A 12,035-nucleotide genomic window follows, 5' to 3' on the forward strand; every position below is an offset into this window, starting at 1 on the left:
TTATTTGATTCAAAATGTCTTTATTGGGCTATCGCACAAACCAAATATCTTGTATAAAAACTTAGTCATTTCTTAGGATGTTATCTGAAATATAGTTGGACAATTCTGTCTATTTTAAAGGAAGTCCAGCATGTCTTTTGGTGCTGCTGCAAAACAAATATGTGTTGCTGTTTCTGTGATTGTTGCAATTAGCTCCAGCCTGGCGACCGCCGCGGAGGTGGCTGTTCAGACGGATCAGGCAAAAGTCTTTAGAACGGAAGAGCCCGCAAAAACTGTCATTATCGGCAATCCGATGATTGCAGAGGTCACAATTCATGATGGTTCTACTGTCATTATCACTGGCAAGGCCAATGGGCGCACCAATCTAATTATTCTTAACGAACGCTCAGAGCCAATTGTTGATGAGGAAATTGTTGTCAGCAATCCGACAGAGCAAGTGGTTATGGTGCAACGTAATACCAATCGCAGCTCCTACTCGTGTGAACCAATCTGTCAACCAACAGTGCAATTGGGCGATGACACTGAGTTTCTAGGTCAGACACTGAGCAGTATTCTGGCGCGCGATAGTGCAGCTGTTGCAGGGCAATAGCAAATAACGAGGGGAACATGGGTAAAAGTCAGGGCAAACTTCCATCAATTAGACTCAGGTTTGCTAAGGATAATAGAGGCGTTACAGCGGTTGAGTTTGCCCTTGTGGCCCCTGTCTTCTTTTTGCTGATCGTTGGCATTTTAGAGGTTGGTCTCCTCCTGTTTTCAAACCAGATGCTAGACCATGCAACCCATGAAACAGCACGGCTTGTCAGAACAGGGCAGGCAGTGGGCTCTACTAAAGAGGATCTGCGGGCTTATTTCTGCGAGAAATCGGTACATATGTTCTGTCGCAAGGGCTCTCAGGAAGATCTTGTTATCTCGGTGCAGCCCTATGATTCGTTTTCGAAGATCGGTGATGTGCCACCCCCAAAATATGATCCGGAAACCGGCTCTTGGACACCTGAGGACACGGCATTTAATGTGGGTGGTAGTGCCACGATTATGTTGCTGCGAGTGAGCTACCGAAAGCAAATGCTGACGAAAAAGTTTGTGGAGTTGTTTTCAGCAGATAGCTCTGGAAGCTTGGTTATCACCTCTGCTGCCGTTTTTCGTAACGAGCCATTCTAAATATCGGGGTAAAGATTGTGCTTAAGCTTTTCTTCAAGTGTACTCGAGCAGTCGCCGCGATCGAGTTCGCGCTCATTTGCCCAATACTTATAATGCTCATTATTGGTGTGTTTGAGCTCGATCGGGCTTTGACATTTGATCGCAAGCTTTCAAATGCTGTAGCCTCGGCAGTAGATTTGGTTGGTCGCGAAAAGGACGTTAGCGCCAATCTGGCTGATGTTTTCGAGGCCACTGAGCAAATCCTTGAACCGTTCCCACTTACTACAGTTGCCGTCGATATGGCCGTTGTTCAGGTGAATGATGCGAAAGAACCGGAAATCGTTTGGAGTAGGCGCTATGATCCTGGCAAGAAGACAAAATTGAGTGAGGGTTGGACCACGGCGAAATTTCAAAGCGAAATTGATGTCCCGGACGAATTGCTACAGCCAGCGGAGTTTATTATTGTTGGCAGGAGTGTTGCCACCCACTTTCCGACCTTCTCGACCTATTTTAAAAGCCTAACCGACATCTCTAAGTTCGAGCTTAGCGAAGTGTTCTTTGCTAAGGGGCGCCAAGTACCATGTCCAGAATATAACGGCAATTGCGCAACCGCGTTGTCTGGTTCCTAGGCTGAATACTTAAGCAATAAAACGCGGTGAGATATTTCAAATACGCGCAGCTGCTATGTGTTTTTTTCAAGGCTTGGTTGAATAGTCTTGAATATTCTTTGTTTACCTTATTTTTCAATGGGTTGCGCGATGTGTGTCATAATCGCGCAGCTCCCTTCCCTCTCAAATTAAATCAGGTATATGTGATCAGGATCAATGGCGCAGCCAGTGTTGTGGCGCACTAATCATCTTGAAGGCAGGGTCTGGGCCGCGTGGCTATCATGCTCCTGTCGTGCCCATGTGACACCCTGTACGCAGCTATCCTCCCATATGCTGCCAGCCGATTGAACGCGGCGCCAAGGATCGATAAAAATTTGAAAGAGGCCCCTATGGCAACTAACCGCACCTACGATCAGATTAAGGTCGGAGATACTGCGACCCGTTCGCGCATTTGTACTGCAAACGATCTCTTTGTCTTTGCCCACGCATCAGGCAACATTAACCCGCTTCACTTGCCAAACGCCCAATGGCAAGGCGAAAGCAAGAATGAGGGCGCATCTGCCCCCTTCATGTGGGGCGCGACCTTGATTTCCGCCGTTGTTGGCAATGTACTTCCAGGTCCTGGCACAGTTTACCGCGATCAAACCTTGAAATTCCATAGTAAAGCCAAGGTCGATCAGGTTCTGGATGTCACTGTCACCGTCAAAGAAAAACTACCGGAAAACCGCGTACGTCTGGAAACTACGGTAAAGCTGGATGACGGCACTCTAGTTGCAGAAGGGGAGGCACTCGTCATCGCCCCCACCGATGTCATCACCTATGACCCAGAAAAACTGCCAAGCTTGCTAATGAAGCGCCACCAGCACTTCGAGCGTTTGGTTTCTTTGGCGAAACAGCTGCCCGCGATCCCGACTTCGGTTGTATGCCCGGATGATTCCAATTCACTTGGTGGCACTGTTTTGGCGGCGGAAGCTGGTCTGATTGTTCCAATCCTGTGTGGGCCTGCGGCTCGCATTCACGCTGCAGCAGAAAAAATCGGTGCCGATATCTCCAGCTTTGAGCTGATCGATTGTGAAGACGAAAACGAATCCGCTGCCCGCGCTGTCGCACTTGTGCATGAAGGTCGTGTTCGTTCGGTCATGAAGGGGCACCTGCATACAGACGACTTGCTGCGCCACGTTGTTAAACGTGAAGGTGGACTGCGCACCAAACGCCGCATCTCACACGCATTCGTGATGGATGTACCTGGTCGTAACACCCCTGTGATCATTTCTGATGCCGCAATTAACATCGCGCCAGATTTGGTGACCAAGGTTGATATCACGCAGAACGCTATCAATGTGGCACGCTCCATCGGTATGGAGCCACCTAAGGTCGGTATCCTATCTGCGTTGGAAACCGTCAATCCGGCTATCCCGTCGACAATTGATGCGGCGGTTCTTTCAAAGATGGCAGACCGTGGCCAGATTAAAGGCGGTATTGTCGATGGTCCTCTGGCGATGGATAACGCGATTGATCTGGAAGCGGCACGGACCAAGGGCATTGAATCCCATGTTGCAGGTCGCGCAGAAGTGCTTATCGTGCCAAATCTTGAAGCAGGGAACATGGTCGCAAAAGAGTTGACCTTTGTGTCCCACGCCGAAACTGCAGGACTAGTCGTCGGTGCACGTGTGCCGGTCATCCTGACCAGCCGTGCAGATAGTGATCGGGCGCGCCTTGTCTCTTGTGCTTTGGCAAGTCTGTTTGACTACTTTAAAACCAATGGTGTCGCTTTTAATGGCGAAGAACTGAAGAAGGCGGCTGAATAAGCATGAGCATTGAAACAATCCTCGTTCTGAACGCTGGTTCATCTTCTATCAAGTTCCAGCTTTTCAAAGGCGAAGCATCTGTTTTGTCCGGCCAGATTGATGGACTGGGTGCCAAAGCTTGGATCAAGGCGAAAACAGCGGAAGGCGACAAGATTGTCGACCGCGCCATGACCGATGATGAGGCCAAAAACCACAATTCCGCGCTCGGTGTATTGTTGGAAGCGCTTAAGGCATTTGATCCCAATCTGGAGGTTGATGCCATTGGACACCGCGTGGTCCACGGTGGGCCAAATATGTCAGAGCCACAGCTGGTAACGCCGGAAGTTCTGGCAGAAGTTGAAGCCATCAGCTCCATGGCGCCGCTCCATAACCCACACAACTTGGCAGGGGTTGCCGGTGCCGGTGCAGCGTTTGAAGGCAAGCCGCAGGTGCTGTGCTTTGATACCGCATTTCACCGTAGCCAGAACTTCAACAACGAAGCTTACGCCTTGCCGCTCAGCTACTATAAGAACGGCTATCGGCGCTATGGCATGCATGGCCAGTCTTATCTCTACATTTCCCGCGAACTGCACAATGTAGCGCCAGAAATTGCAGATAAGAAAGTTGTTGTGGCGCACCTTGGCAATGGCGCTTCCATGACCGCAATCGAAAATGGCAAATGCATAACCACAACCATGGGCTTTACGGCACTTGATGGTTTGGCGATGGGCACACGCTGCGGTACCATTGACCCCGGCATATTGCTTTACATGATGCAGGAGAAGGACATGAGCGTCGATGAAGTGGCGCATGTGCTCTACAAAGAATCCGGCATGCTTGGGCTCTCCGAAATTTCGCAGGACATGCGTGAGCTGGAAAACAGTAATGATCCAAAGGCCAAGCAGGCTTTGGAATACTACGATAACCGCATCAAGCGGGAGTTGGGTGGCCTTGTTGCCTGCATGGGCGGCATTGATGCGCTTATCTTCACTGGCGGTATTGGCGAAAACTCGGCGAAAACTCGGGCAGGGGTCTGCAAGGGGCTGGAGTTCCTCGGTATAGAGTTGGATGAAGCAGCCAATGATCGCCGGGCGAGCGAAGCGATCACAATTTCTGCCTCGTCCTCTAAGGTTAAAGTGATGGCAATCCCGACAAACGAAGAGGCAATGATCGCCGCGCAAACCCGCGAAATCTGCGAGGCGCTCTAGCCAAGAGCTAAAAGCCAGTCAAAATGAAACAAGGCCGCCTGCTTCATTCAGGCGGCCTTTTCTGTTTATGCACTTGTATCGATAATTGTTTGAGCGACCCCGCCCATCAGCATTTGGCAATTCCTGCGTGTTTTCGCAGCGCCGTCCAGCTTGCCATTCCATCCGCTTAGGGAAAGTGCGACAACGTCATTCTGCGAGGCAAACCGCTGACAGGCTTCAAGAGTTTCTGTAAGGCGAAGTCCGCCCGGCGACGTGTAGTTGTTCGCAGGCGTATCTTCAGGGCAAACAACATCATTGTCGATATGCAGGTACACTGGTCGCTCCAGCTTGAGCTGCGCCAGTTCCTCTACACCGATCTGCCGGATCTGCGAGGCCTTTAACGCTTCAGCTTCAGGCGGATCGAGATCCCGTGCCCCGACCAGCCAAACATCTTTCTGTTGGACGGGTGTCAGACCAACGCTTTCTCCATGACTAAGATCTCCGCGACCCACCATCATCGCTAGCGGCATGCCGCCCAGAAAACCGCTGGGTGAGGTCTCTGGTACATTGTAATCTGCGTGAGCATCGAGCCAAACAAGCACCGGATCATGACCCGCGGCCTGTAAACCAGCCATCACACCAAGCGTTGACAGGCAGTCGCCCGCTATCGAAACCGGAAGTCTGCCCGCAGCGCTCGTCTTCTTTACAAATTGGGCAATCGGTTGCTGCCTTACCGCAAGTGAGACCGCGCGCCGGTCTGTGATATGTGCAGGGCTGTTAAATACTGCCGATGCACCGTCAGGAACCGCGCCGGCCAAATCAATGTCATATTCATCAAAGAAGTAAGGCGTAACCAGCCAATGCGCCTCAGTCATACCGCCACCATTATCACAACTCATCTAATCACCGTAAACATAGCTAGAATGCAAGAGAGCTACTTTGCGTTGCTTCCTGTGATATGTACAGCAGTTTCTATGATGCAGGGAGAAACATACCAAGGCGCGCGCCGGTACGCTTCGCATTTAGCCAAAGCACAACGAGGCAGGTCAGCGCAGTGAGTATTTCGCCGCCCGCCATAGACCACCAGACCCCGTCAAGGCCAAGATAGTGCGGCAAAACAAGCAGCATAATCGGGCCAAAGACAAAAAACTTTGACAAGGAAACAACAGTTGCCTTCACTGCGTCGCCGAGCGCTTGGAAATAGCTGGAAAGGATGAAGCTGATCCCGGTCAGTGACAGGGCCGCTGTCATGATTGGGATGATATGCGCGGCTTCGTCAATCACCGCCTGATCCTTGACAAACATGCCAGCAAGTTCTGCCGCGAAAACAACAAATAAAATCTGCGCGCCAATGCAGTAGACAAATGCGACATTCAAGGCAATCTTCAGCGCAGTGTTGGAACGAGCAAACTCTTTTGCCCCGTAATTATTGCCAATTATTGACTGCGAGGCCAAGGCAAGCCCAAGCAGCGGCAGAAAGAAAAACGCAAACAGGCGCGACACGATCCCGTAGGCGGTAACCGACAATGCACTGTCAGCGACGATGAAGTTGATAGATAGGAGAAACGTTGCGGCCTGAAAGCTGACGCCCAAGTTGCCAAAGGAAGAGGGCACTCCCAGCATAAGCATTGCCTTCCAGTCCTTGCCAATCTGGGCAAAGCCATTTGGCAGAGCAGGAAGCTTGGCTCGCCCGCTCGCCCGATACCAAAGCACAGCGGCAATACTCGCTGTTTGTGCAAGCGCGGTACCGTAAGCGGAGCCAGCAACGCCCAAATGCAGGTGCGCGATCAGCACGTAGTTGAAAACCCCGTTTAGCACAATTGCCGCCAGCATCATCAGGCTCATCGCCTCAACATGCCCTTCAGAGCGCAGACTATCCCCTTGCATGGACAGGAAAAAGGTTAGCGGACTAGTCAAGAACACAATTCGGATATAGGCCTCCGCCATTGTCAGGATGTGCGGGTTATCATCGCTCAATAAGGTGATCGCCCCACCGCCAAACAGCAGGTAAGTGGCAATCAATACAGCGCAGACAACCACACTTAGCAAATAGGCCTGCGCTAGAATCTGTTCTGCACCTGCTTTGTCGCCAGCGCCAAGTCGGCGGGCCATGATGCTCGCCATACCGGATGCAACCATGGTTGAAATGGCGACAACTACCATAAATAGAGGAAAGACAGAGGTTACGGCACTAAGCGCATCAGCGCTAACCAAAGTCCCGACGAAAATGCCATCAACAACAGTAAATGCGCCATTGACGAGCATAATGAACACGATTGGCAATGCGGTTTTTAAAAACAGGGAAGCTAGCGAATCTGTGAGATAATGATTGCTTTGTGCACGGCTGTGCGCATCGCCTTGTAGGGAGGGTTCCATGCTATTTCCGATAATGAACTAAAAAAATACGGGGTGCATTAACAGAGCCAACTTCTACTTTTTTTGTCAAGTAGTGAAAAGAAAATGCGACACTACGGCAGTAGAAAGCAGAATAGCCGCAGTTCAATTAGCGCCACTGCTGCAAATTCGTCACATTTCCCTTGAAAGTTAGTCGTATAGTCTAATGTTGTCACTTGGCACTCATGGGTAAGATTATTCGATGAAACATGAATATAAAAAAGTTGTTTTCGATATTGGAAACGTTCTGATCCGTTGGGATCCTGAAAACCTTTACCGCAAGCTCATTCCCGACGACACGCAGCGCGATTGGTTCCTCAGCACCGTCTGCCCGATGGAGTGGAATTTGGAGCAGGACCGTGGCCGAAAATGGGATGAAGCGCTTAAAGAGCGTATCGCCCTCTATCCAGAGCATGAGCCTCTCATTCGCGCCTACAGCGATCGCTGGGAGGAAATGCTGGGCGGCGCTATCGACGAAACTGTCGAACTGCTACAAGAATTGCGCGACAAAGGCATAGAGGTGTACGCCATCACCAACTTTTCACGAGAAAAATTCGATCTTGCCCTAAGTATTTTCCCCTTCCTGCGGGAATCTTTCCTCGACACGGTGGTCTCCGCCGATGAGAAATTGCTTAAGCCGGAAGCAGGGATCTATGAGCGGCTGTTAGAGCGCAATAAACTCAGCCCGCAAGAGTTGATCTTTATTGATGATAGTGCCGCCAATGTGGAAGGAGCCCGCAGCGTTGGCATGGGCGCTCTGCAATTTAAATCTGCCGCGCAAGTGCGCAAGGATCTGCAGTCACTCGGGTTTCCGGTTTAAAGCGACCCATAATTAAGCCGGGCAGCACGCCTCTTCAAAGGACCAGACACCATAGTCTTCGCCCTCTTGCAGGCGTGCCCTAACTGTATCAAGGTCGATCCCCGGTGGTACATCGATGCTGAACAGTGGCAGATCACCTTCAATATCTTCGCAGGTGCAGCCAAGCGCGTCCAAACGCCCCCAAAACTGGTTGACTTCCTCTGGTGAGGCCTCGTCCTCGATAATAATCCGGTAGGTTGCGTGTCCTGAGGGTGTCATCACGGCCTCAAACAATAGTTTCCCTTTGGACTTGCGCGCCCGAACAACATCGCCAAGCGCAAGGCCGTGCGCGAAAAATGGCGTGTTTTCCAGTTTGTAGCGCCCATCCCCAACCGCGCTCGCCCAAACTTGCTCGCTGGTGTAACCATGCCAATCCTGCGGATTGAGTGGCAATGAAATTTCAAAGATGTCACGAGGTGAGGTCATGGGAAGCGGCCTTGTTATATGCTCCGGCACTATAGCCATGCACCATGTCATGGCAAATAAAAAGCCGGGTAAACCCCGGCTTAATCGCGATTTGATGACCAAATCCTGATCAGTCACGCAACAGATCGTTGACCGAAGTCTTTGAGCGGGTCTGCGCATCAACACGCTTTACGATTACCGCGCAGGAAAGGCTTGGCCCCGGCGTGCCGTCTGGCAGAGGTTTGCCCGGCAAGCTGCCCGGAACAACGACAGAATAGGCAGGCACTTCGCCAACAAATACTTCGCCTGTGGTGCGATCAATAATTTTGGTCGTTGCGGAAATAAATACGCCCATGGAAAGCACAGCGCCTTCACGAACAATCACACCCTCAACAACTTCAGAACGGGCACCGATGAAGCAGTTGTCTTCAATGATAACCGGATCAGCCTGCAACGGCTCCAACACGCCGCCAATGCCCACACCGCCAGACAAATGCACGTTTTTACCAATCTGCGCACAAGAGCCAACAGTCACCCATGTATCCACCATGGTACCTTCGTCAACAAACGCACCAAGGTTTATAAAGGACGGCATCAACACAGCTGATTTGCCAATAAAGGCAGACTTGCGCACAACTGCGCCCGGCACGGCGCGGAAACCGGCTTCGGTGAATTCTTCAGCACCCCAGCCAAGGAATTTTGAAGGAACCTTGTCCCACCAAGTTGCGCCATCAGGGCCACCCTTGATGATTTCCATTGGGTTCAGACGGAAGGAAAGCAGCACGGCCTTTTTCGCCCACTGGTTCACGTTCCAGTCGTTGTTCTTACGCTCGGCAACACGCAAAATGCCCTTGTCGAGTAAGTCCAGCGTCTTCACAACAGCGTCGCGCACATCGCCGGTGGTTTCAGTGGTAATATCATCGCGTGCGTCAAAAGCAGCGTTGATGGTGGCCTCTAGGGCAGCAAGTTCGGTTTGCAGCATGGTATCGGCTGGCCTCGGGTTAGAAAAGAAAACCAAAATAAGTGCTCTTTGCCTACGCGATACTTTAATGCCCTGTCAACCAAGACAAGCTCAACAAACCGCTGAGCCCTGCGGCCTAGCGCAGCAGACTGTTAGTTTCCTATAAATGAAAAAAGGACCAAAACTGCGCGCACAGTTTTGGCCCCAACAACATAGTTCTTCGAGTGTTCGGCGATGCTAGGCTTCTTCTGGCCGATCACTAACGGCTTCAGCCTCTGCCTGCTCAATCAGCCAATCGCGGAATGCAGCAACCGGCCGAGTGAGCGGCCTGTTTGAATTGCGCACAAACCAGTACCCGGTATCAAGAGTAAACTTTGGCCACTCGGGCACCATCAGATGACCGGCAGCAACCTCCTGCTCGACAAAGTGCGTGTCGATAGCGATTGCGCCCATACCGGCAACAGCGGCCTGAATTGCCATGTTACGGCTTTCAAACATCGCGCCAGCCCCTTTGTCCGGGTGCTCGTAGTTCGCCCGATCCAGCCATGTCGGCCAATCTTCCCTGCGGGACGAGGTATGCAGCAGCTTCATCTCTCTCAGCATGGAAACATCTGGCTGCTTGCCTTCGCAAAGCTGCGGTGCAAAGGCGACCACCAGATCTTCTTCCCAAAGCTTGTGGCGCTCCACATGCGGCCAAGCTCCATTCCCAAGGCGAATGGCGCAATCGTAAGATTCTCGATCAAGATCCACCAGTCTCATACTGGTTGATATCAGTAGCTCGATATCAGGGTGCTTCGCCTGAAAATCTGGCAAGCGTGGAATTAGCCATCGTGTTGCGACAGTTGAGAGGGTTGAAATCCTCAACTCCGTTCGGCTTCTTCGTCGGAATGCTTCCACTGCATGTTCAATTTGATCAAACGAAGTGCCTAAATTGGAGGAAAGCCGTTGTCCCTCTTCTGTTAAGGCTAATCCACGACCATCTCGAATAACCAGCGCTGCGCCGAGCTCGCTTTCCAGCGAACGCAGCAAATGTGTCAACGCGGAGGGTGTAACCCCCAAGTCTTCAGCCGCTCGGGCGGCTCGCCCATGTTTGGCGAGCAAAGAAAATGCGTGTAGCGCGCGCAATGAAACCATGTCTGACGATCCTTACCAGCTCTTTGGTGAGCCTGATTATTATCTTGAATAATCCTCAATAAAGCCCTGAGGGAAAAAGTCTAGATGTCCACGGTATTTTTTTAGGGCAAAAATCCCCATGCGAGCTTTTGACGCGACTCAAACCCATCGGCCAAGGCCGCGAACTAAAGTTACTCAGTGCAACAGCAGGACAAAGTGCTTAGCTCTGCCACAATTTCAACTTTAACGTACATTATTTAAATTCGCATCACATGCTATTGAAACCGACAAGAAGAACTAATTTATGCGCCCTATCAAATTAGTTGCAGCGCTAGCAACAATAATGGCAATTGCAGCTACCAGTTTTGTCCTCTTTGCCCTCTCCGTGTTTTCGAGTTTTGAGCATTCCGATGGCTCTCAGGTTTTTCCTGATGATATCGATACCAGCGCAAGTCCATCGGGCGTAGTTGCTTTGCCTGAGCAAGTTCCTCCTGCCTATCGCGGAGCCTTTGTGAATTACACCAAGGTAATTGCACCCAATGGCAAGCCGATCCATATCCTCGCGCAAAAGAATTGGACAGAGGCGCAAATTGTGAAAGGTCGCAGTGTATTGGAGCATATTCTGCGCGATGCACCAAACTCTCGCTTCGGAAAAGATAAGACGAACGTCGCAAATACAATCGCCAACACCAAAGGAGCGATGGTGTTTTTAAACACAGAGGCATCCTTCAATACGCCAGAATTTGAAGAGTTCATGCGCCGCAATGATTTTGGCGGAATTCAGGATCTGCGGGCAAATGAAACCCCGGTTGAAGGCACAGTAGACTACCTAGAGCACCGCACACGCGATGCTTCATTTGAAGAAATTCTCCACTTCGTTCATGACTACGGTATCAAACCGGCATTGCCTGACTTTCAAAAGCAGATTGAAGCTGCATCAGATGCTGCAACAGCTCGCGGTTTTCAAGGGTGGCCGGAAGACGAGCCGGAAAATCACAACAACGAGTATTTTGCTGCGGTCTATGATGTTTATCTAGATTTGTGGAAGCGCAACCCGACCCTTTATGAGGGGCAGGACATGAGAGGAGAAGTTCCAGCAGGTACAACCCACTTTGGCGCCTACCCGTTGGCAACAAACCGGGAAGAGTTGGCGGCTAATGACCCGAAGGGGCTGGCGATCATCAACGGGTTTTTCCAACCCTTTTTAACCTATATTGCTGAGTTACCCGAGAGTTTCTCCGGCACTTTCTCTCTGCGGGAAGATGGTGGTTTTCCATATAGTTACAAGGCTTCCCGCTTGGCCTATGTGCGCCTGCACGGCGATAATCCAGCGAAGATTATCGGTAATGCCTATGACAACCGTTTCTGGGGCAACGCTGGTGACAACGAATTTGATGGTGGGGCAGGGCACGATACCACATATTTTTCTGGCAACTTTGCTGAGTATTCACTAACTGCGGCGGGTGAACGTCTGACAGTCCGTGATAACAAGCTGGGGCGTGATGGCACTGACACGCTGAAAAATATTGAGGCGTTGCAATTTGCCGACAGAACGGTTCCAGTACCAGCAGACTAGCTCCTACT

The 12,035-nt window shown here is 51.0% G+C and carries 12 protein-coding genes; 7 read left to right on the forward strand and 5 right to left on the reverse strand.

The features are described 5' to 3' along the window. Nucleotides 1-130 precede the first annotated feature (130 nt). The 5 genes from AYK82_RS04545 (at nucleotide 131) to AYK82_RS04565 (ending at nucleotide 4,740) form a co-directional block, all read left to right on the forward strand. A complete protein-coding gene (locus AYK82_RS04545) occupies nucleotides 131-589 on the forward strand; it encodes a pilus assembly protein N-terminal domain-containing protein (RefSeq protein ID WP_068311809.1) in 459 nt (152 codons plus the stop codon). A 17-nt stretch (nucleotides 590-606) separates the two neighbouring features. Further along, nucleotides 607-1,158, forward strand: a complete 552-nt coding sequence (locus tag AYK82_RS04550) for a TadE/TadG family type IV pilus assembly protein (protein WP_068311811.1) — start codon at nucleotides 607-609, stop codon at nucleotides 1,156-1,158. Nucleotides 1,159-1,175: 17 nt separating this feature from the next. Then, nucleotides 1,176-1,766 (forward strand): TadE/TadG family type IV pilus assembly protein, encoded by a 591-nt coding sequence (locus AYK82_RS04555; protein WP_172795183.1) that lies wholly within the window; start codon nucleotides 1,176-1,178, stop codon nucleotides 1,764-1,766. 368 nt (nucleotides 1,767-2,134) lie between these two features. Further along, complete coding sequence (locus AYK82_RS04560) at nucleotides 2,135-3,553, forward strand: bifunctional enoyl-CoA hydratase/phosphate acetyltransferase (protein WP_068311818.1); 1,419 nt, start codon at nucleotides 2,135-2,137, stop codon at nucleotides 3,551-3,553. 2 nt (nucleotides 3,554-3,555) lie between these two features. Further along, nucleotides 3,556-4,740, forward strand: coding sequence for an acetate/propionate family kinase (locus tag AYK82_RS04565; RefSeq protein ID WP_068311821.1), 1,185 nt, complete (start codon nucleotides 3,556-3,558; stop codon nucleotides 4,738-4,740). Between the two features lie 65 nt (nucleotides 4,741-4,805). On the opposite strand, the gene AYK82_RS04570 is transcribed toward AYK82_RS04565, so the two are convergent. Beyond that, the gene (locus tag AYK82_RS04570; protein ID WP_082733730.1) at nucleotides 4,806-5,618 is read right to left on the reverse strand and encodes an arginase family protein; all 813 of its coding nucleotides are present in this window, start codon (nucleotides 5,616-5,618) and stop codon (nucleotides 4,806-4,808) included. Nucleotides 5,619-5,691: 73 nt separating this feature from the next. After that, nucleotides 5,692-7,095: an MATE family efflux transporter gene (locus AYK82_RS04575; protein ID WP_068311827.1), complete on the reverse strand. Its 1,404-nt coding sequence runs from the start codon at nucleotides 7,093-7,095 to the stop codon at nucleotides 5,692-5,694. A 220-nt stretch (nucleotides 7,096-7,315) separates the two neighbouring features. On the opposite strand from AYK82_RS04575, the gene AYK82_RS04580 reads away from it, so the two are divergent. Continuing rightward, on the forward strand, nucleotides 7,316-7,933 hold the full coding sequence (locus tag AYK82_RS04580) for an HAD family hydrolase (protein WP_068311830.1): 618 nt from the start codon (nucleotides 7,316-7,318) through the stop codon (nucleotides 7,931-7,933). A 12-nt stretch (nucleotides 7,934-7,945) separates the two neighbouring features. Here AYK82_RS04580 and AYK82_RS04585 read toward each other — a convergent pair whose 3' ends face one another. The 3 genes from AYK82_RS04585 to AYK82_RS04595 all read right to left on the reverse strand — a co-directional run bounded on the left by AYK82_RS04585 (nucleotide 7,946) and on the right by AYK82_RS04595 (nucleotide 10,472). Continuing rightward, the gene (locus tag AYK82_RS04585; RefSeq protein ID WP_068311833.1) at nucleotides 7,946-8,398 is read right to left on the reverse strand and encodes a DUF4265 domain-containing protein; all 453 of its coding nucleotides are present in this window, start codon (nucleotides 8,396-8,398) and stop codon (nucleotides 7,946-7,948) included. A 109-nt stretch (nucleotides 8,399-8,507) separates the two neighbouring features. Further along, nucleotides 8,508-9,359 (reverse strand): 2,3,4,5-tetrahydropyridine-2,6-dicarboxylate N-succinyltransferase, encoded by an 852-nt coding sequence (dapD, locus tag AYK82_RS04590; protein WP_068311836.1) that lies wholly within the window; start codon nucleotides 9,357-9,359, stop codon nucleotides 8,508-8,510. Between the two features lie 216 nt (nucleotides 9,360-9,575). Next, nucleotides 9,576-10,472: a LysR substrate-binding domain-containing protein gene (locus tag AYK82_RS04595; protein WP_068311839.1), complete on the reverse strand. Its 897-nt coding sequence runs from the start codon at nucleotides 10,470-10,472 to the stop codon at nucleotides 9,576-9,578. Nucleotides 10,473-10,794: 322 nt separating this feature from the next. Here AYK82_RS04595 and AYK82_RS04600 point away from each other — a divergent pair, with 322 nt between their 5' ends. Beyond that, on the forward strand, nucleotides 10,795-12,027 hold the full coding sequence (locus AYK82_RS04600) for a calcium-binding protein (RefSeq protein WP_156453252.1): 1,233 nt from the start codon (nucleotides 10,795-10,797) through the stop codon (nucleotides 12,025-12,027). The last annotated feature ends 8 nt before the right edge of the window (nucleotides 12,028-12,035 follow it).

It is taken from the genome of Polycladidibacter hongkongensis, assembly GCF_001561995.1.
In the GTDB taxonomy this organism is placed as follows: Bacteria; Pseudomonadota; Alphaproteobacteria; order Rhizobiales; family Stappiaceae; genus Pseudovibrio; species Pseudovibrio hongkongensis.

Coding starts and splice junctions, on each gene's coding strand:
- AYK82_RS04545 (WP_068311809.1), top strand. CDS start 131: ATGTCTTTTGGTGCTGCTGCAAAACAAATATGTGTTGCTGTTTCTGTG.
- AYK82_RS04550 (WP_068311811.1), top strand. CDS start 607: ATGGGTAAAAGTCAGGGCAAACTTCCATCAATTAGACTCAGGTTTGCT.
- AYK82_RS04560 (WP_068311818.1), top strand. CDS start 2,135: ATGGCAACTAACCGCACCTACGATCAGATTAAGGTCGGAGATACTGCG.
- AYK82_RS04565 (WP_068311821.1), top strand. CDS start 3,556: ATGAGCATTGAAACAATCCTCGTTCTGAACGCTGGTTCATCTTCTATC.
- AYK82_RS04570 (WP_082733730.1), bottom strand. CDS start 5,618: ATGAGTTGTGATAATGGTGGCGGTATGACTGAGGCGCATTGGCTGGTT.
- AYK82_RS04575 (WP_068311827.1), bottom strand. CDS start 7,095: ATGGAACCCTCCCTACAAGGCGATGCGCACAGCCGTGCACAAAGCAAT.
- AYK82_RS04580 (WP_068311830.1), top strand. CDS start 7,316: ATGAAACATGAATATAAAAAAGTTGTTTTCGATATTGGAAACGTTCTG.
- AYK82_RS04585 (WP_068311833.1), bottom strand. CDS start 8,398: ATGACCTCACCTCGTGACATCTTTGAAATTTCATTGCCACTCAATCCG.
- dapD (WP_068311836.1), bottom strand. CDS start 9,359: ATGCTGCAAACCGAACTTGCTGCCCTAGAGGCCACCATCAACGCTGCT.
- AYK82_RS04595 (WP_068311839.1), bottom strand. CDS start 10,472: ATGGTTTCATTGCGCGCGCTACACGCATTTTCTTTGCTCGCCAAACAT.
- AYK82_RS04600 (WP_156453252.1), top strand. CDS start 10,795: ATGGCAATTGCAGCTACCAGTTTTGTCCTCTTTGCCCTCTCCGTGTTT.